At 50.9% G+C, this 19,279-nt stretch carries 19 protein-coding genes and 2 pseudogenes; 6 read left to right on the top strand and 15 right to left on the bottom strand.

Annotation, left to right across the window (positions count from 1 at the left end; all coding sequences use genetic code 11):
- Nucleotides 1-63: 63 nt before the first annotated feature.
- The 3 genes from ACSJJG_RS04080 to ACSJJG_RS04070 all read right to left on the bottom strand — a co-directional run bounded on the left by ACSJJG_RS04080 (nt 64) and on the right by ACSJJG_RS04070 (nt 1,078).
- Nucleotides 64-303 carry a toprim domain-containing protein gene (locus tag ACSJJG_RS04080; protein ID WP_481090373.1) on the bottom strand — a complete coding sequence of 80 codons (240 nt, stop codon included), beginning with the start codon at nt 301-303 and terminating at the stop codon, nt 64-66.
- 74 nt (nt 304-377) lie between these two features.
- Nucleotides 378-857 carry a hypothetical protein gene (locus tag ACSJJG_RS04075; protein WP_481088586.1) on the bottom strand — a complete coding sequence of 160 codons (480 nt, stop codon included), beginning with the start codon at nt 855-857 and terminating at the stop codon, nt 378-380.
- Entirely contained in the window at nt 857-1,078 is a 222-nt protein-coding gene (locus tag ACSJJG_RS04070) for a CHC2 zinc finger domain-containing protein (protein ID WP_481088585.1), read from the bottom strand. The genes ACSJJG_RS04075 and ACSJJG_RS04070 overlap by 1 nt, the downstream gene beginning before the upstream one ends.
- Before the next feature lie 192 nt (nt 1,079-1,270).
- Here ACSJJG_RS04070 and ACSJJG_RS04065 point away from each other — a divergent pair.
- The 3 genes and pseudogenes from ACSJJG_RS04065 to ACSJJG_RS04055 form a co-directional block, all read left to right on the top strand.
- Nucleotides 1,271-1,589, top strand: a pseudogene (locus ACSJJG_RS04065) (helix-turn-helix domain-containing protein); the annotation flags it as partial.
- Nucleotides 1,590-1,690: 101 nt separating this feature from the next.
- A complete protein-coding gene (locus tag ACSJJG_RS04060) occupies nt 1,691-2,011 on the top strand; it encodes a SymE family type I addiction module toxin (protein WP_481090371.1) in 321 nt (106 codons plus the stop codon).
- A gap of 13 nt (nt 2,012-2,024) precedes the next feature.
- Nucleotides 2,025-2,147 (top strand): hypothetical protein, encoded by a 123-nt coding sequence (locus ACSJJG_RS04055; RefSeq protein WP_481088584.1) that lies wholly within the window; start codon nt 2,025-2,027, stop codon nt 2,145-2,147.
- An 849-nt stretch (nt 2,148-2,996) separates the two neighbouring features.
- On the opposite strand, the gene ACSJJG_RS04050 is transcribed toward ACSJJG_RS04055, so the two are convergent.
- The 3 genes from ACSJJG_RS04050 to ACSJJG_RS04040 are packed head-to-tail and all read right to left on the bottom strand — an operon-like array spanning nt 2,997 to nt 3,590.
- Nucleotides 2,997-3,224 (bottom strand): tyrosine-type recombinase/integrase, encoded by a 228-nt coding sequence (locus ACSJJG_RS04050; protein WP_481088583.1) that lies wholly within the window; start codon nt 3,222-3,224, stop codon nt 2,997-2,999.
- Entirely contained in the window at nt 3,218-3,487 is a 270-nt protein-coding gene (locus ACSJJG_RS04045; RefSeq protein WP_481090372.1) for a tyrosine-type recombinase/integrase, read from the bottom strand. The genes ACSJJG_RS04050 and ACSJJG_RS04045 overlap by 7 nt, the downstream gene beginning before the upstream one ends.
- Nucleotides 3,399-3,590 (bottom strand): tyrosine-type recombinase/integrase, encoded by a 192-nt coding sequence (locus ACSJJG_RS04040; protein ID WP_481088582.1) that lies wholly within the window; start codon nt 3,588-3,590, stop codon nt 3,399-3,401. Before ACSJJG_RS04040 ends, ACSJJG_RS04045 begins: the two co-directional genes overlap by 89 nt.
- Before the next feature lie 68 nt (nt 3,591-3,658).
- Between ACSJJG_RS04040 and ACSJJG_RS04035 the strand changes: the two genes are divergently transcribed.
- A complete protein-coding gene (locus ACSJJG_RS04035; RefSeq protein WP_481088581.1) occupies nt 3,659-3,865 on the top strand; it encodes a hypothetical protein in 207 nt (68 codons plus the stop codon).
- 296 nt (nt 3,866-4,161) lie between these two features.
- Here ACSJJG_RS04035 and ACSJJG_RS04030 read toward each other — a convergent pair.
- Nucleotides 4,162-6,904, bottom strand: a pseudogene (locus ACSJJG_RS04030) (CHC2 zinc finger domain-containing protein).
- Nucleotides 6,905-7,026: 122 nt separating this feature from the next.
- Here ACSJJG_RS04030 and ACSJJG_RS04025 point away from each other — a divergent pair.
- Nucleotides 7,027-7,437 (top strand): helix-turn-helix domain-containing protein, encoded by a 411-nt coding sequence (locus tag ACSJJG_RS04025; RefSeq protein ID WP_285810511.1) that lies wholly within the window; start codon nt 7,027-7,029, stop codon nt 7,435-7,437.
- A gap of 84 nt (nt 7,438-7,521) precedes the next feature.
- A complete protein-coding gene (locus ACSJJG_RS04020) occupies nt 7,522-7,842 on the top strand; it encodes a SymE family type I addiction module toxin (RefSeq protein ID WP_481090371.1) in 321 nt (106 codons plus the stop codon).
- Nucleotides 7,843-8,839: 997 nt separating this feature from the next.
- Here ACSJJG_RS04020 and ACSJJG_RS04015 read toward each other — a convergent pair.
- From ACSJJG_RS04015 to gluQRS, 8 genes are all read right to left on the bottom strand, one after another.
- Nucleotides 8,840-12,658, bottom strand: coding sequence for an RHS repeat-associated core domain-containing protein (locus ACSJJG_RS04015; protein ID WP_481088580.1), 3,819 nt, complete (start codon nt 12,656-12,658; stop codon nt 8,840-8,842).
- Nucleotides 12,585-13,313 (bottom strand): hypothetical protein, encoded by a 729-nt coding sequence (locus ACSJJG_RS04010; protein ID WP_481088579.1) that lies wholly within the window; start codon nt 13,311-13,313, stop codon nt 12,585-12,587. Before ACSJJG_RS04010 ends, ACSJJG_RS04015 begins: the two co-directional genes overlap by 74 nt.
- A gap of 327 nt (nt 13,314-13,640) precedes the next feature.
- Nucleotides 13,641-14,069: an IS200/IS605 family transposase gene (gene tnpA / locus ACSJJG_RS04005; RefSeq protein ID WP_189761456.1), complete on the bottom strand. Its 429-nt coding sequence runs from the start codon at nt 14,067-14,069 to the stop codon at nt 13,641-13,643.
- A gap of 389 nt (nt 14,070-14,458) precedes the next feature.
- Entirely contained in the window at nt 14,459-15,322 is an 864-nt protein-coding gene (gene panC, locus ACSJJG_RS04000; RefSeq protein WP_481088578.1) for a pantoate--beta-alanine ligase, read from the bottom strand.
- A 39-nt stretch (nt 15,323-15,361) separates the two neighbouring features.
- Nucleotides 15,362-16,153 (bottom strand): 3-methyl-2-oxobutanoate hydroxymethyltransferase, encoded by a 792-nt coding sequence (gene panB / locus ACSJJG_RS03995; RefSeq protein ID WP_481090370.1) that lies wholly within the window; start codon nt 16,151-16,153, stop codon nt 15,362-15,364.
- Between the two features lie 32 nt (nt 16,154-16,185).
- Nucleotides 16,186-16,668, bottom strand: a complete 483-nt coding sequence (gene folK / locus ACSJJG_RS03990; RefSeq protein WP_481088577.1) for a 2-amino-4-hydroxy-6-hydroxymethyldihydropteridine diphosphokinase — start codon at nt 16,666-16,668, stop codon at nt 16,186-16,188.
- A 1-nt stretch (nt 16,669) separates the two neighbouring features.
- The gene (pcnB, locus tag ACSJJG_RS03985) at nt 16,670-18,037 is read right to left on the bottom strand and encodes a polynucleotide adenylyltransferase PcnB (RefSeq protein ID WP_481088576.1); all 1,368 of its coding nucleotides are present in this window, start codon (nt 18,035-18,037) and stop codon (nt 16,670-16,672) included.
- A 309-nt stretch (nt 18,038-18,346) separates the two neighbouring features.
- Nucleotides 18,347-19,228, bottom strand: a complete 882-nt coding sequence (gene gluQRS / locus ACSJJG_RS03980; RefSeq protein ID WP_481088575.1) for a tRNA glutamyl-Q(34) synthetase GluQRS — start codon at nt 19,226-19,228, stop codon at nt 18,347-18,349.
- Nucleotides 19,229-19,279 lie beyond the last annotated feature (51 nt).

Below are 19,279 nucleotides of genomic sequence, written 5' to 3'. Positions count from 1 at the left end.
GCGCCGATGCCAGCACCTGGCCAACAACCGACCAAGGCCGTTTCCGGGTTCGCCACCTCGCAGCTAAAACGATTGGCATCGCGGCCTTCGGCGGAACACCACCTGCCAGACATCCCAGCCCCCGGCCAGTTGCAGCTCTGACGCCAGCCGCACCGCCGCGTCATTGCCCGCGTTATCATTGTCATAGGCAATGTAGACCTGTTGCACCTCATGTTGCCGGAGGGCTTCCCGATGGGCGTCGGTAAAGCCGTGAACGCCATAGGAACAGGTGACATTGCGAAAGCCGGCACACCAGAAGGACATCGCATCAATCAGCGATTCACACAAGATAACGGACGCCGAACCTCAGCCCCGCTTCATTCCAGACGCCGCCATGCTCACCCGGTAAATACAGATGCCGCGGTGTGCCTGCCCGCAAGCTCGGAGATTTTACGCCCGTACATCTCCAGCACCTGACCCTCCAGACCGATCACCGGCACAACCAGCGAGCCGCTGAAGTGTTCCTGCCCGCTGTCCCGCAATAGGCCAATGGTCTGCAACTGCGCGCGGATCTCCGCTCCGGCCTTGGTTTTTTTATCCGGCAAGCGATAACCCAGAGTGCGGTTGGCAAAGCCCAGTTTAAACTGGCTGACCAGCTCAGGATGATCGAGACGGCGTTTTTTCAGGTAGGCCAGCGCTTCCGGCGCATTCAGCAGTGTCTGGTGATAAAAGGTGATCACCCGCTGCAACAGCGCCTGCCGCCCGTTCCCCTCCGCCACCGACGGCACCGCTGCCAGCGGCTCCACCGCCGGATTGTGTCCCAGCACGGCCTTTAAGCGTTCGGCGGCATGGCGCAGGCTTAAATTCTCCGTTTTCATCACCCAGTCGAGCACCGACCGCCCGCATCGCAGCCAAAGCAGTGATAGAGATTTTTCGACGGGGTAATGACCATCGAGGGCGTTTTCTCCTCATGGAACGGGCACAGCACGATCATGTCTTTGCCGCGCTTAAACAACTGCCGCCCCTGCTGCTCAATAACGGCAACTAAAGAGACAGCGGATTTCAGGTGCTGTAATTCTGCGTCGGGAATGCGAGCCATTTCGATAGTCCTTTAAAAACCTGTCAATAGTTATTTTGAAGTGGCTATGCGATATATTATATAATGTATACGATAGTAAAGCAAGTCGTTTTAATAACACACCTTATACCGGAGCACTTTATGGCTGATATGACAGAAGAGATTATGGAGACTTAAGAACAGCGCCGGGCATTTGGTCAACGGCTAAAAGAATTGCGCAACAACAACGGAGGACACAGAAAGAATCGCTGGCGTGATTGGGTTACAACTTTCGCAGTAAACAAGTACGTATCCGGGATGGCACATCCCGCCTGCGGATAAACTGATAAAACTGGCTGAGTTATTTACGACGTCGATTGATTATTTGTTATTAGGTTCGTCTGACGAGCAATTACCGCTAAGTAACACGCGGTTAATTGAGCGACTTAAAGCCCTTGAGGAGTGACAGCCGGAAGAACAAGAAACGGTGATTAAACTGATTGATGCGGTGATTATGAAGAGCCGGGTTGAATCAGCGATGCGCCCGGTAGAGCATGGAGAAATGGCAGCTAAAGAGAAAGCATTTACGCGGCGCTGGTGTGCTGGTAACACGCCGACGCCGCTCACCACAAGCAACTAAATAGGAGTTGAATGATGGCTAAGGCGCATTCTAAGCAAAACCGTGCAGTAAATAAAGCGACAAAAACAGAACGTTATTACACCGTGGGATACGTGCCGCAAAATAACAAGGCCACCGCCCCGCCTGCAATACACCTGAAAGGCCAGTGGCTTAAGGCCGCCGGGTTTGATAAGGGTTGTACCCTGACCGTCAAGATTATGGACGGCTGTCTGGTGCTTATTCCTGACAGTGACGACACCCGCAGCATTAAGCAACAGTACCAGCGCCAGCAAGACCAGCTCAGTGAGATTAAGCTCAGAATGCGGGAACTGCTTGGCGACTACAACAGCAACTAAGGGCAGGGAGTGAGTGCTCTTAAAAATAAGAAAGCTGGAAGATCATGGGATCTTTCGGCCTCAGGAGGCAGTCAAATACCGCGCCGGGCTTACGCCAGCCCGCACAACGGGCAAGGCTTCCGAAGTGGCAGATTGATAGCGATCGTTTCTTTGACTCTCATTTTGACCCCCGACACCCCCCGACGCCCCTTTTTTGGGATTGTTTGGCGCGGCTTTGCCCTGCTACCGCCGCAAGCCGTTATGCAGTATAGCTTCACTGTTTTCCTTGTGATGAGCTGAACAACCTGATTTTGTGCGGTTTTTCACTTTCGGCAACGGGCGAACGCGGCCCAACTTGTTGGGCGGCGGGCGCACGTTCTGCGGGTGCGGGTGGCAAAGAACCCGCCAGCGGCGCATTGCGACGCTCTCAGGCACGGAAGCCGAAGTTGTAACGGTTTTGTTTGAGGGCACTTTACTCAAGGGAAGCCCCCTGCGGGGGCTGCATGGGGCAAAGATGGCGAGCACAGTAACGAGCGAGGAGCACAGCGACTGCGAGCCGGGCGCAGTCAGTCGCAGCGGGGTTGGGGCGGGGGAGGTAAACGCGGAGGCCGCAGGCCGACCTGCCTACCGGGAAGTTTGCCGGAACAACGCAAGGCAGCTAAAGAAGAACGGGTTTTTGCTGACGGTTTTTGCTGAACTGGCTCAGAAGCTGACAGCAGAAGGCGCAGCCTTGTGCGGTGCACCTTGCGATGCTGATAAGCGGGGGCGCCAGACATAATGCAGATTGTGCGTTGCGAGCCGCTCCCCGGGGGGTGAGCGGGACAATATGTCGTACCCGGCGAGTTGCGCACAATCTCCCTGCATTATGTTGAGTGGGCTTTGGGCGGCCTGCACTGACTGAACGGGGACACCAAAGCCCACGCTGCCCATTGCCCACGTACCCCCGCGAGCGCCGGGGCTGACGGGCAGTCCGGCCACGGTCTGCCCCGCGCCGATCCCAGCGAACTCAACGGGGACGGCCGGGCTGTCCGGTGTTCTGTGGCGTCGGTTCGGCATCCGGCTCACTGCTGGCACGGGCTGAGCGGCTCTCTGGCGTCCGCTCTGCCGGGTGGGTCTGCTTATGCACTTCTTTTAAGTGTCCGACGGCAACATGGGTATAAATTTGCGTCGATTCCAGACTGGCATGACCCAGTATCGCCTGAATGTGCCGTGTATCTGCCCCATTTTCTAACATCTGGGTCGCCATGCCATGCCGGAACAGGTGACACGCGCCCGGTTTATCCAGATCCCGGCACGATGCAACGCATTGCGCACTATCTGGGTCAGGGTGCCATCGGCCAGCGCATTACCGTGTTGTGACACGAACAGATAGCCGAGGTCTTTTTTCCAGACCAGACGCGGGCGCACCTCATTCAGGTAACGTTGCAGCCAGTGGCGCGCCGACTCGCCGAAGGGAACAACCCGGTCTTTGCGCCCCTTGCCCTGCCGGACAAACAGCGCGCCGGGCGGCAAAGTCAATGTCACTGACCTGTAACCGCTGGGCTTCTGAGCGCCGCAGGCCTGTGCTCCAAAACATTTCCATCATGGCGCGATCGCGCAACCCCAGCACCCTCTGATCGTCATGGCTCTGAGCACCTGCCGGGTTTCCTGCTCATTCAGCATAGCCCCATGGCAGACGCCGCTCCTGCCGGGGCAGCACCATCTGCTTGGCCGGGTTGTACAGCAGGTGTTGCCGCTTCGCCAGGCCAACTGAACAGATTACGCAGGTGGGTCAGCTTTTTGGCTGATGGTGCTGGCCGTGAGCGGCTGACCCCGCCTTTTTTCGGAGCAGACCCGCTGCCAGCTTTCCAGGGGCCGGGGAAGCTCACCTGCTGAGAGGGTTATCCGTTGTCACACCAGCGGGCGAACTGCATCAGATCGCTTCAATAGCTCAAGTGTGCTAGCCGGGGTTGTGCCCCCGTGTGTAGCGCAGGGCGTCAAGGTGTTGTCAAGGTAGTCCTCAAGGGATATGTTGTCTGAGGTTGTCATGAGAAAATCTCCTTTCTGTGATGGAATAGCAGGAAATACGGTTACGATGGGGGTAAATGAAGGTGCCGGGAACAGTGTTTTTTGAAGTTGTCCGACCGCTTTTCGATAAAGCCTTACTGTGACTACCGTTGTGATAAATTTTGCTATTCCGACCGACTGCCGACTTGAACCCCACCCAGGGGCAGCTTAGCATATTTACTAGTCATACCTGCCTTATCAACGACGATAAGGCCGCACAGGTGCGCGGTGTCGCTGTCGTCGCCGTCAAACGGCAGTTCATAGAGCGAACGTAAGCCCGCGGCTTAGTGCAGCAACAGGTATTCCATTTCGACCAGCCGTGAGAGATGCACTTTGAGCTGGGTATCGCCCCACTGTACCGCATCCCGTAACTGCTTGCGGGTAAACCGCATTTCATGGCGGAGCTGACCGCTGTTCCTGACCCACGCCTGGATCAGTAATAACAGCTTGCGCGTCTGTGGCGGCATTTCGTCCAGTGTCCGGCCTAAGATTTCATGCGCCAACTGATTGGCCAGCCGGATATCGTCTTTGGTCACTTCGATGTATTCAAGCACCTTGCCACGATGATCGGCGGTTTTGATGTCCCGCTGGTGTTGGTGCAGCAGGGCGATACTCTGAATGAGCGTCAGGTATTTCATATGGTCGCGGCGGGTACGGGTTTTGTCACTCATGAAGGTGAGCTGGCTGGCATAGGGGTTGACCACATTTAACGGTTTCAGCAACCGTTGGGCGTTCTGGTGAAGTTGTGTCAGATAGTCCCGCTCGCTCTCAGCCAGCAAGCCCGCGAGTGTCTGCTTCTGGCGCTGCAACGCATGGATCGCTTCGGTTTGCTCGCGGGATTCGTTGACCGTCAGCACCAGACAGCGATTTAATAATTCTTCATCCACATCAATGGCGGTCGTGGTGAGCATCAGCATCACCGGGCCTTTGACGGTATAGCTTTTGGTGACCAGGTTGCCGGTTGCCTCATCCTTGCCCGTGCTCGCCATGGTCAGCTCGCCATCCGACTGCAACAGCTTGAGCGCATAGGCCGCCTGCCGCACGCCTTCTTCTTCCGCGATGGCTAAAATCTTGTGCTGGAGAGGGGTTTCACCGAGATAAAACAGGCTCTGGCCGGTCATGGCGCTGTACTGGATACGCTCTTCTTCGGGGATCAGATTCAGGACGGCATCCATCAGGCTGCTCTTGCCTGCGGCGCTGCTGCTCTGGATCAGGACAGCTAAGGGTTTGGGTAATTTTCGGCTCACCGCCGCCAGATAAGCCGCCAACAGGTTGGTCGATTCACCCACCACACCACAGGCAGCTAAATCAGCGGTGATACGGCTGACCAACGCCGGATCTTGCAACAACATCAAAGCAGCTGGGATCTGCGATCCTCAACGACGGCCTGCGCCGTCTCTGCTGCCATCCACGAACGTTGCTCCAGCACCAGTAACACCCGCCCCAGTGCCCGCTTGATCAGCGTATCCGGCAGTGCCAGCTCCTGCGAAGCCTGCCGCACGGAACCCCGAACGCGCCCGGGCGCTGAGGATATCGAGACTATCGACGAACAGCGCGCCCCTGTTTTTGTCTAATAACTGCACATTGATTTTCATTACCGCCCCGATTTTCTGCGGCCCCCCGCGCAACCGCCACTCCTGTGCATCCTGCCGGATAACGATATCGCCGTTGGCTCAAGCGTTGTCAACCACGCCCGGCATCACGCTAAGGCGCAGGCACAGGGGCTAAAGAACCTGCGGATTTTGGTACGTGCCTGGCTCCATTGTCTGCCGCGTCAAGTGCCAGCCATTTGCGCGGATGCCAGCACCCTGCGGGATGCCAAACCGACAAGGCCGTTTCCGGGTTCGCCACCTCGCAGCTAAAACGATTGGCATCGCGGCCTTCGGGGGAACACCACCCGCCAGACATCCAGCCCGGCCAGTTGCAGCTCTGACGCCAGCCGCACCGCCGCGTCATTGCCCGCGTTATCATTGTCATAGGCAATGTAGACCTGTTGCACCTCATGTTGCCGGAGGGCTTCCCGATGGTCGTCAATAAAGCCGTGAACGCCATAGGAACAGAGGTGACGTTGCGAAAGCCGGCACACCAGAACGACAGCGCATCAATCAGCGATTCACACAGGATAACGGACGCCGACCCAGCCCCGCTTCATTCCAGACGCCGCCATGCTCACCCGGTAAATACAGATGCCGCGGTGTGCCTGCCCAAGCGATCGGAGATTTTACGCCCGTACATCTCCAGCACCTGACCCTCCAGACCGATCACCGGCACAACCAGCGAGCCGCTGAAGATGCTCATGCCCGCTGTCGCGCAACAAGCCAACGGCCTGCAACTGCGCGCGGATCTCCGCTCCGGCCTTGGTTTTTTTATGCGGCAAGCGATAACCCAGAGTGCGGTTGGCAAAGCCCAGTTTAAAATGGCTGACCAGCTCAGGATGATCGAGACGGCGTTTTTTCAGGTAGGCCAGCGCTTCCGGCGCATTCAGCAGTGTCTGGTGATAAAAGGTGATCACCCGCTGCAACAGCGCCTGCCGCCCGTTCCCCTCACCGACGGCACCGCTGCCAGCGGCTCCACCGCCGGATTGTGCCCCAGCACGGCCTTTAAGCGTTCGGCGGCATGGCGCAGGCTTAAATTCTCCGTTTTCATCACCCAGTCGAGCACCGATCCGCCCGCATCGCAGCCAAAGCAGTGATAGAGATTTTTCGACGGGGTAATGACCATTGAGGGCGTTTTCTCCTGATGGAACGGGCACAGCACGATCATGTCTTTGCCGCGCTTAAAGAGCTGCCGCCCTTGCTGCTCAATAACGGCAACTAAAGAGACAGCGGATTTCAGGTGCTGTAATTCTGCGTCGGGAATGCGAGCCATATCGTTATTCCTTTAAAAACCTGTCAAGATTTATTTTGATTCGCTATGCGATATATTATATAATCGCAACACGATAGTAAAGCAAGTCGTTTTAATAACACACCTTATACTCGGAGCACTTTATGGCTGATATGACAGAAGAGATTATGCAGACCGAAGAACAGCGCCGGGCATTTGGTCAACGGCTAAAAGCATTGCGTAACCAACAACGGCGGACACAGAAAGAAGTCGCTGGCCTGATTGGGTTGCAACTTTCGCAGTACAACAAGTACGAATCCGGGATGCACATTCCGCCTGCGGATAAACTGATACAACTGGCTGAGTTATTTACGACGTCGATTGATTATTTGTTATTAGGTTCGTCTGACGAGCAATTACCGCTGAGTAACACGCGGTTAATCGAGCGACTTAAAGCCCTTGAGGAGTGCCAGCCGGAAGAACAAGAAACGGTGATTAAACTGATTGATGCCGTGATTATGAAGAGCCGGGTTGAATCAGCGATGCGCCCGGTTGAGCAGGAGAAAGGCAGCTAAAGAGAAAGCATTTTTAACGCAGCTCCGGCGCGCTTGCAACACGCCGAAGTTGCTCACCACAAGCAACTAGATAGGAGTTGAATGATGGCTAAGGCGCATTCTAAGCAAAACCGTGCAGTAAATAAAGCTACAAAAACAGAACGTTATTACACCGTGGGATACGTGCCGCAAAATAACAAGGCCACCGCCCCGCCTGCAATACACCTGAAAGGCCAGTGGCTTAAGGCCGCCGGGTTTGATAAGGGTTGTACCCTGACCGTCAAGATTATGGATGGCTGTCTGGTGCTTATTCCTGACAGTGACGACACCCGCAGCATTAAGCAACAGTACCAGCGCCAGCAAGACCAGCTCAGTGAGATTAAGCTCAGAATGCGGGAACTGCTTGGCGACTACAACAGCAACTAAGGGCAGGGACTGAGCCGCTCTAAAAAGAAGAAAGCCGGAAGATTACAGGGATCTTTCCGGCTTTTTACGAACATAGAGCTTTAATTTAAACAATGAATGAGTTTATATTTTATCTAGTTCTTTTTGACATGCATACATTATTTTCTAGATACCCTCTAGTCATATTCTTCACAATATTAGTTTTTAGCTCTCCTGATTCTAAAGATAAAAGCTTTAAAATTTATGATCCAGTTATTCTCTGCTAGACTTTTTTAGTTCTTCCAGATTAAAAATTACATTTTCTATTAAATTTATTAATTCTTTTTTATTCATATTGTTATCTCTATTTTGATGGGACGACAGTTTTATTTTTCCATCTTTAAAAGAATCAATCCAAGCTGATCTAAGGGGGCTTTTTCAATCTCCTTGTAAAGATTTAAACCAATGGAAACACAAGTGGTGTCCCCCGTCCTCTGCGGAGAATTGTCGGGACGAAGAGTAAAAAAAACCCCATACCCTAAACAAAATTCTGGCCTAAAAAAGGAGAAAGCCGGAAGATAACGGGGATCTTGCCGGTTTTGTATTTTCTAACTTAACCTGAATTCTGGATAAGACATTGACGAAGTCTGTTCAAGAGCAAATTTTGATGCACACCAAATGATAAAGTAAATTATTCTTCAATATTTTCATTCAAAGAAATAATTTTCTCATAATATTTGATCATGATAAGCCGTAATGAAAGCCCTCTGGAACTGAGTTAATGACAATGTTAAATTTTTTATCACAATTAATGGGCAATTAAAAACAATTTCTCAAATAGACATTCTCGCCACCGAAGTATAAAAGGATTTCGTATTGACCGTTTTAGGATTGACGCCAACGAAAGCCATCTGAGTGTCCCATTTTTTAGTATTACTAATAGAGATAACATAACCAATAGAATGTTGATATAATTGTCTGTTAATAATATTCAATTTTGTGGCAATTTTTTATTACATCTGGGCCAATTTGTAAGTGTTCAATCATTAGAAGTAGCATCAAAAGTCATGATCTCCATGGTTTTTGGATGATCAAATAATTTTTGTAGTTTTAACGGTTTTTGTTGATCAAAAAGGAAATGTTCACCATTATCTTTTCCACTAAAGCGATATGATATAAAATTTAATGAGTCTTTAATATGGGCAATCCTTTTCAGCTTTAATCCAAAAGGATCAACATATTTGACTGGATTATCGACATACCCATACGGATTCAAGCCCCCCTCGAGATTCAGAGGATCCGGCGAGATATATTGCCCCGTCTCGTTACTGTAATACCTAAAGCGATTATAGCAAAGCCCGGATTCTTCATCGAAATATTGGCCCAAAAACCGGAAGTTGCACTGGACATGGTGATCCGGGTGATGGGACGGCACACCGCCCCGGTTTTCGGCTTTGCCCCAGGTGCTCAGCCGTTGGTTCCAGATCAGTTCGCCCTGCTCATCCAAAATCTCCCGTACCGTGCCCTGATGGTCACTGATGGCGTAGTGCAGTTTGCCCCGCTCAAAACGCGCCGATGGTGTTAATGAACCCGGTTCATATAACCAGCGGACGCGTTTGTCTTCCCGCCTCGTACCGTCAAGCTGATACGGCACTTCCTCAATCAACTGATCACCGCTCCACAGGTAATCATAGCCGCCCAGCGCCTTCGGGTTGTCGGGTAAATCAGGCTTACCCCGAAGCCACAACTGTAAATTCTCTGCGACCCGTTTTCCATCGTGGGTTTTTTGTTTCTGGATACGCCGCCCGAAAGGATCGTATTTGTACTGCCAGCGCGAGCCGTCCGGGGTTTCTAAATGGGTGAGCTGGTTTTGCGTATCCCAGCGGTAACGCCAGACCTGGGGACGAAAACCGTCACACTGCTCGATTTTTTCGATGAGCCTGCCGTTATCATCATAGTGATAATGCGAATCACCCCGTTGCACGACCCGTCCGGCCTGCTGGCGTTGCATGAACTGTTCCATCGCGCCCTGCGCATCGGTGGGCAAATGTTGGCGCAGGTTGCCGTTGGCATCGTAACTGAATTGCTCTTCATTTGAGCGGAACCCACTGAATTGGGTGTTTAGGATCTGGTCGTTGGTATTGTAACGATAACGGGTTTGCCCCCAGCGACTGTCGTCAATGACCAGGACGTTACGGGCACGGTCATATTGCCAGCTCCGGTTGACGGCAGTGGCCTGTGGCGGGAAGTGCGGGTCGTTTTGAGCCAGCGCTTCCCGGAAAAAGGCGCTGTCCCGCCCGGCTGACTGATGGGCCAGCAAGCCGGTTGCGGTGTAGCGGCTGGCGAGGATAAACCCGTTGGCACTTTCGCGCACCGTTTCCTGTCCCAGCGCATCATGCCGGAGTGTCAGCGGCGCATGCTGGCTGAACTGGAAATGATTGAGTGCCCCCGATAGAGGGTGATAGCCGAAGTGCAGGGTGTGACCATCCAGGCTTTCACTGACCGGGCGCCCCGTCAGGCTGTCCCATTCGCGGGTGATTGCTCGCCCGTTGATACGCTCACAGGTCGGCAGGCCGGTAGTCTTGTCATACTCATATTCCACCACCGCATCGGCATTGGTGGCTTTCACCAGTTGATGCCGCGGGTTGTATTCGTAAGTGGTGGTCGCTTTCAGTACCCACTGATGCTCTTCCGGCTGCCAGCTTTCCTGTCTGACCAGCAAGCCGGCAGCGGAATAGTGCCAGCGGAGTTGCTGACCATCGGGATACTGCACTTGCGTGCGACGCCCCAGTTTATCGTACTGATACTCAAGGATACGTCCGGTAAAATCGATTTCGCGGGTAATCTGCCCGGCAGCATCCCGCTCATAACGGTAAGTTTCGCCGGTGGAGGCCGTGACTGAGTTTAAGCGGGTCAGGCGGTCATAGCCAAAGTGCAGCGTCGTGCCATCCGGCCGGGTCACCTGGGTCAGCAGGTCAAAGGCGCCGTAAGTGTAGCGTGTGGTGCGCCCTTCGCCGTCAGTCACCGCCACCACACGCCGTTCACTGTCATAGGCCAGTTGCTGCGTGGTGCCATCCGGCAGGGTGATTTCGGTCAGGCTGCCATTGAGACTGGCATGGTCGTCGCTGTAGCGGTAGCGGGTCTGTTGTTTCAGGGCATCAGTGAGTTGGCGCAGGCGACCCAGTTCATCCAGTTGTAAGCCGGTAGTCTGGCCGTCCGGCGTGATAACTGCGGCCAGCCGTTGTTGTTTATCGTAGGTATAGTGCCACTGGCGACCATCCGGCAGTAGGCGCTGGCGTAATTCGCCATGTGTACCGTATTGGTATTCCTCCCTGTGCCCCAGTGGATTGGTCAGCGCCGCCAGATTGCCCTGCTTATCATAGTGGAATTTCCAGCGTTCGCCGGTCGGCAGCACACTTTCGATAAGCTGCCCATGTTCATCATAACCGTAAGCAAAAATTTCACCTGTTGGCGACTTTACTTCCGTCAGCGCACCATCCGGGTTGTAACCGAAGGTGGTGACATTGCCAGCGGGATCTTCTTCCCACATTTTCTGGCTGTTGTGCCACTGTCGACGGGTGATCCTGCCTAATGGATCAATTTCACGGAAAACCAGTCCATGGTGATCGTAATGGTGCTGAGTTTCCCCGCCCTCAGCATCCCGGTAGGTCGTGATACGCAGCCGATCATCATAATAAAAACTGTCGCACCAGTAACCACTGGCCGTACTCGTTGTCAGCACCCGCCCCTGTTCATCATAAGTGAGGTTAACATCAGTCTGGTCGGTGTCATGCCAGCGGATCATCCGCCCCTGAACATCATATTCATGCCACAGGTGATGGTGCTGGAAGGCATCACATTCATTGAGATAGCCTTGCGGATCATAATGACAGGTGACTAATCGCTGCGGTTTCTGCGGGTCGAGATAATCGACCGTCTGGAGTTGCTGCCTTTGATAGCCCAGCCTTAACCGGAAACCATCCGTGCGGGTAATTTCGATGAGTTGTGAGTGTTCATCATAGATAAACTGGATAGCGTTTTGGCGACGATCGGTGATCGCAGACAGCTTGCGGAGAGAGCCGATCGCGTAATTGAAATGGTAAATCAGTTGCGAGCGGCGATCGGTCAATTGCAGTTCGCCGTTTAACTCACCGGTCAGCACGTAATGAGGAATATGCCGGTTACGGGCGAGCACGGTGTTATCCGGGGTGCTGAAATCGTAGAGCACGCCGTCCGCATCGGTGAAATTCACTTTGCCCTCGGACAAGGCTAACTGGCGTGACCAGTCATCCGCCCATTTCGGCCCAAACAGGCCGCTGTACCTGGCGGTGGAGCGATAGGTGCGGGTCAGGGTGATGGGCAATAATCCGGGAATGGCAATCACTGGCCAGACTTGCAGGAAGTCGCCGGTGGCCATATCGACAGGCTCACCTTTTGTACTGCACGTCCCGGTGCAACTGCCTTCCTTATTGCTGGACTGGTTGTCAACGGTCTCTTTTTCGGCATTTTTGGGTTTTTCAGGCGTGGGATTAGCCCTTTCCTGAGACTGGCCTTTGATTTTAGCCCCCGATGTTTCGGCGGCTTTGGCTTTTTCCCTCAACACTTTGCTTTCAGCTTTGGCTGTTGCTTTTGCGGTGCCTTTTGCTGCCTCTTTAAGTATCCCTGCCCCTCCCATCGCTATACTACCGATATCGAAAGCGAGGCCTCCCCCTTTTTCGGCATCGCTTTTCATTTCCAGCTTAATCGCATCAGTATTGACCGCCTCCACGGCTTTTTGCTGCATTTCAGCCATGCCGACAGGCGCGACCCCCATATACCCCAACCTTTTCGGCTGTAACGGCGGGAGAGGTCGCGGCAATCACCATCCCCTTGCCAGCCAATTCCGCCATTTCAGGGACGGTATTCCAGAGCGCTTTTCCTGCCCCGATAGCGGCTTCGCCGGGATTGTCCCAGGCTGCTTTCAGATTGTGTTTACTCTCATCAAGCCAGTTGTTGACGTCATCGGTGGTTTCCTGAAACCAGTCAACGGTTTTATCCCACAGGCCCTTTTCTGCCGGCGTTTCTGCGGTTGGAATGGGATTGGCGTCTGCCGCTGACACTTGTGCCGGGGCGGACTGAGCGACAATTTTGCCCAGGGTATTCCCTTCCCCGGTCGGGCTGTCATCACGAACTTTGGCGGGTAAAGGGGAATTGGGCTGAGGATAGTCAGGTGCTTCTGTTTTTTCCTTTTCTTCCCACGCTTTCAGCGGAAACTCGCCGCTGTTGAATTTGTCAACGGCATCCTGTGCCGCTTTTTTAAAAGACTGCGCTTCGAATTGGGCGTCTTCGTGATTGTAGTATTCATCTAACTCCGGATCGTCTCCGTAAGCGCCATAATATCGGCGGCTTTGTGGATAGAGCGTATCGACCCTGCTCAGTGCGGTTTCCGCCTCAGCCTGGGTCCGAATATGAAACTCCTCACAAAATGCTTTAGCGGTGTAATGATGGGGGGTGACGATCATTGTATCTGACATGGTTTCCTTCCTTAATGCCCCATTTATCCAAATTTTATCTCCACCAGTTTGAGTAAAGGCGACAAAATGACAGGCATAAGATGCAAATAAATCCCAAACTGCCTCTCGCAAATTCGGTATTTAATGGAAAATATTCTTAAATAGCGTTTTAAAATGATCTGAATTTCTCTCAACAAAGCGGGGAGAAATCACACGTATCTTGAAGTTAGATTGGTATAAATATTAAATGGTATTCAAATAAAAATAAACTCAACAACCACCTACTGAAGTAGGTGGGTTAGTGATTAACGGACTGAAAGTCCGGATACGCATCGGCTAAACGATGCGTCAATTGTCTACCCTGAAGTCATCATTTGGATTCGGTTCAAAATGATGCTCCAGATAGGCTTTAATCATTTCTTCTGTTAACTGACCCACCGTGGCACAAAAATAGCCTCTGCTCCAAAAATGCTGACCCCAGTACCGCTTCTTCAGATGAGCAAATTCTTCAAACAACTTACTCGCTGTCCTTCCTTTCAGCCTCCTCATAATTTCTGAGGGCGCTAATGTCGGGGGACAACTCACCAGTATGTAAACATGGTCTTTACTCACTACACCTTTTACTATCCTAATTTCAAACGATTCACATGTCTGACGGACTAACTCTCGCACCCGCATACCGACTTCACCTGTCAGTACTTTGTACCTGTATTTCGTTACCCACACAAAATGATATTCAATCTGAAACACTGTGTGGCTGCCATATCTGTAATCCATATCGCACCTCTCGGGCAATAGAGTATCGCAGCTAAAGCTGACCGACTAAAGTCGGTGGTTTTAACCTTTAATATGGAAAAATAAAACTAAGGGGAAATGAGCTTCATTAATCCGCAATGATAGGATAAAAAATTAAGGTTATTGCCTGATTGGATTTACGCTCTTATTTTTTGTATTTTGTTGGCGATTTATTCTGGTGTTATTGATCTATTTCTAACAAAAATCACTGCCGAAATGATTTGGGTTATTTTATGCTGTAAATAGGAATTATTAATTGAATATACCAATCCAACTCAAGTTGCAGCTTGCAAATCAATGTGATTGTTTATATCTCCCCGCTATACGGGGAGATATAAGGCGCATATTCCAGTGACACACACATCTCACAATTAAAATCCGTCAGCCAAATCAACCTGCTGATTGTCAATCAATCGTGTTTGTCCCAACCATGCCGCCATGAGAATTACGGCTTTTTTACTTTGTGCCGTTAATGGCATCAGGTTTTCTGCATCACGAATAAATAACTCATCCGGCATAAAGCCTTCTTCCTGCAAATGTGCAGATGCCAGTTCAATGAGTCGTTCAGTATCGCGTTCACCATTTTTCAGCCTTTCTGCTATACATTGCATAACTTTATTCAGCAAAGGCGCAATTTTTTTCTCTTCAGCGGACAGAAGGCTATTACGTGAGCTTAACGCCAATCCATTTTTATCACGGACGATCGGTACGGAAACCAAGGTAATATCGTAAGCCATATCTGCAATCATCTTGCGGATAATCTGTAATTGCTGGAAATCTTTTTCGCCGAAATAAACCAGATCGGGCTGGATCAGGTTAAACAATTTGCTGACAACGGTAGTGACGCCACGGAAATGTCCTGGTCGGCTGGCACCTTCAAGAATATGGGAGAGTTCAGGGACGTCGACAACAGTTTGGTTGCCGTTTAAGCCATGTGGGTACATCTCGTTTGCATTAGGGGCGAATACCAACTCGACATTGCGACGGCTCAGTCTTTCGCAATCTTCCTGCAAGGTGCGAGGATAATTGACCAGATCGTCTTCTCGATCAAATTGCATCGGATTGACGAAGATACTGACGATAACAACGTCAGCCTGTGCTTTGGCGGTATCAACTAACGCCATATGACCATCATGCAGGTTTCCCATCGTAGGGATGAAGGCAATACGTTTACCCGCCTGGCGCCAGCGACGGATTTCTCGGCGTAAAATGGGGATCGTTTCTATAATCAGCATTGCTGTACTCCTTTAATTAGTCGTCATGCTGGAGAATATTCAGTTGAACGAGTGTGCCGGGTCGGGATAGGCGCCGCTTTCTACTTGTTCAATGTACAGGCGAATGGCATCCCTTATATTGCCAGTTTCATTGAGGAAGTCTTTGGCAAATTTAGGTGGTCTTGCGGTAATGCCCAAGGCATCATGCATCACCAGAATTTGACCGTCAGTCATATTGCCTGCCCCAATGCCAATCACCGGAATGTCCAGTGCATCAGTAATACGCTGCGCCAGTGCAGTCGGAACACACTCTAACACCAGGAGTTGCATACCCGCTTTTTCTAAGGCAATAGCATCGTCAAATAACTTTTGAGCTGAGGAGTCATCGCGTCCCTGAACTTTATAGCCACCAAGTACATTGACGGATTGTGGTGTCAGGCCTAAATGACCGCAAACGGGAACGGCGCGCTCGGTCAGCATTTTGACAGTATCACATAGCCAATCTCCACCTTCAATTTTGACCATATTGGCACCAGAACGCATTAGTGTAGCCGCATTGTCAAAACTTTGTTCGGGGGTTGCGTAGCTCATGAAAGGCATATCCGCGATGAGAAAAGCATGAGAGGCACCAGCGCGAACACTTCGGGTATGGTAAGCGATATCTTCAACGGTAACGGGCAGGGTAGAGTCAAATCCCTGTATAGTCATGCCGAGTGAATCACCAATGAGCATGACGTTAATGCCTTGTTCGGCGAAAAGGTGGGCGAAACTGGCATCGTAAGCTGTGATGGTTGCAAATTTGCGCTTTTCTTTCTTTAACTGACTGAGATCAGCCAGGGTTGTTGGTTTCATCATTCTCTCCTGAATAGTTATACCCTCTATTTTTATAACCAAAGCGTCAGGTCATTTTCCGGCACTTTTTTTAATTGCTCTGTCAGGGTTTCTCCATCGGGAAACACAAGGTCAGGTGCAATTTCTGCAAGTGGATAAAGCATGAATTCACGCTGTTTTAACCCATAGTGGGGAACTGTCAAGCGTTCGGTGTTGATGATGTGATTACCAAACAGCATGATATCCAAATCGAGCGTTCTCGGCCCCCAGCGTTCGCCCTTACGAATGCGTCCTTGTTCCAGCTCGATCGCTTGAGTGTGATCAAGCAATGTTTCTGGTGATAACCGCGTTTCCAATGCGACGGCAAGGTTGAGGTAATCTGGTTGACCCTGTGGTCCCATTGGTTTGGTTCGGTAAAAAGATGATCGAACAATAAAAGTGGTATCAGGGATCTTTTTCAGAGCAGCAAGTGCATTATTGACTTGCTGCAAAGGGTCGGCCAGATTACTGCCAATGGCGATATAGGCTCGAGTCATATTAATAACCGTTGTTCCTGCTCTGGTTCTGGCGAACGCGTCCAACACGGCGGGGGCGTGTCCTGCGGCGAATGGGTTCGCTGCCCAGATCGGATATCATTTCACGCTGTTGCGATGATGTTGACTGTTGGAATTCAGTCCACCACTGTACCAGCTCTCTCAGTTCATGGCGTGGCTCAATGCTGGCGCGCAATTCCAGTAAGTCATACGCAGCACGGAACTTCGGATGTTCCATCAACTTATTTGCTCGTTTTCCTTGACGGCGCGGCAAACGAAGCTGGAGCAACCAGATATCGCGCATGGTGGTGGTATGGCGTTTCGGGATCGCAATGGAGCGACACTGTTCATCAAGAATATCATTCATTGCTAACGCAAAGGCGTCGTAATATTGTAATCCACCTTCCTGTGTCAGCTTTTCCGCATGTTCAATCAATGGATACCATAGCATGGCCGCAAATAAGAAAGCGGGATTCACTCTCTTGTCACTTTGTAAGCGAAAATCGGTATTTTTCAGCACTTGTACTAACAGCTTTTCCATTGACGAATCACCACGTTGGGTGAAACCAGGTTGAATAAGCGGAAACAATGGCTGGAACAGATGATATTCGCGCAGCAGTTTATAAGTCTTGTAACTTTGTCCTGTTTGTAACAGTTTCAGCGATTCTTCGAACAGACGTGCCGCTGGAATATCTTTCAACAGAAATGCAAGGCGCGGGATAGGCTCAGCGGTAGCTGGCTCGATAGTCATATCCAGTTTGCTGGCAAAACGGACAGCCCGCAGCATACGCACGGGGTCTTCCCGATAGCGAGTTTCTGGATCACCAATCAGGCGAATGATACCTGCGTTCAGATCGGCCATTCCACCAACGTAATCCCGCAGTGAGAAATCTTCAATGCCATAATAGAGGCTATTGATCGTGAAATCGCGACGAACAGCATCTTCTTCTACTGAACCAAAAATATTATCCCGCAGTAACATGCCGCTTTGAGCTTTATGTGACTGGTTCCGGTCATTGTTTTCAATCTGATCATGTGGTCCGCGGAAGGTGGCAACTTCAATCACATCAGGGCCAAACATGATATGGGCAAGGCGAAAACGACGTCCGACAAGGCGACAGTTACGGAACAGTTGGCGAACTTGATCGGGGGTAGCGTTGGTTGCTATATCAAAATCTTTGGGTTTTTTGTGCAGCAGTAGATCACGAACTCCGCCTCCGACCAGATAAGCTTCAAAACCTGATTTATTTAGGCGATACAGGACCTTCAAAGCATTATCACTGATATCCTTGCGTGAAATTGGGTGCTGGTCGCGTGGGATCTCCGTGATCGGGGAGTCCGAACGTATTGCCTTTACGGATTTTTTCTTCATTTTGTCGTTTTCGGCATGTGATGAAGATGAATGATTCCCTCTGCTACGTTTACGCAGAGGACTGCTCTCTGTTTGAGCAGAATGGTCAGATACGGTGACTGGCCTTTCACTGACTGCCGGTGTGTCGCGCTTTGTTCTGTGATCGCGGATTAATAAATTACGGCAGAAAGTGGCTACTCGGTTAAAAATGGTACACCTCGGTAGTGACTGATCAATTAAAACAAAAAAACAGCCGCCAATCATAACTTACTGGACATTTTTTGAGAATGCTTACAGTACTAATAGAAAGACTTTATTTAACTTAGTCTATTAGCTAGGTTTTTTTGGCGGAACCACGTTTATATTCCAACCGACGATAGCCTGCTGTAGCAGTTGATCTGTTGTGAGATCCTGCCAGCCTGCGATAGTGGGCTGATTTAAAAATGATAACGCATCAATAAGCAATGGCCTTGGGTCGCTCAATGGGATCGGCTGGGCATGATTTTGCTTAGAAAGTTTATTTCCCTCTTTATTTAGCACGAGAGGTAAATGCACATAATCTGGTGTTGCAAAATTCAAATGCTGATACAGAGATAGCTGGCGAACTGTGGGTTCAATTAAATCAGCTCCTCTGACAATTTCAGTGACACCTTGATAGTTATCATCAATAACAACGACAAGATTATAGGCAAATAAACCGTCTTTGCGATAAATAATGAAATCTTCCTCAGCCATTTCCGAGGGAACAGTGATATGGCCTTGCAATTTATCGTAAAAACCATAAATCGGATGGTGCTGTTTTAGACGAATTGCAGCGTTGTGAGCTGGCAGAGGTAAATGTCGGCAGTGGCCATTATAAAAGCCACCTAGTTGTTGGATGCGTTGGCGGGTGCAGGTACAGTAATAGCTATCTCCTTGCTGTTTTAATTGATCGAGGATGGCACGGTAAGCGTCATGACGCTGGGATTGATAGAGTACCCCACCATCCCAATAAAGCCCGTAATGCTCAAGGGTTTGCAATATCCGCTTGTCTGCTCCGGGAATTTCCCGTGGGGGATCAATATCATCAATACGCATCAGCCATTTTCCGTGACAGGCACGGGCTTGCAGATAACTACCTAGTGCAGTGACCAGAGAACCAAAATGGAGATCGCCGGAAGGAGATGGCGCAAAACGCCCAATATATAACGAGGGATGTCTGGATTGAGTCATCGTCGATTCAACATAGGGGCATACGGCGCATTTAGCGCCGTACTTAACCCT

It is taken from the genome of Xenorhabdus sp. SGI 60, assembly GCF_056632175.1.
The sequence above is the reverse complement of the archived record's forward strand: the minus strand, read 5'-3'. Positions and strand labels throughout refer to the sequence as shown.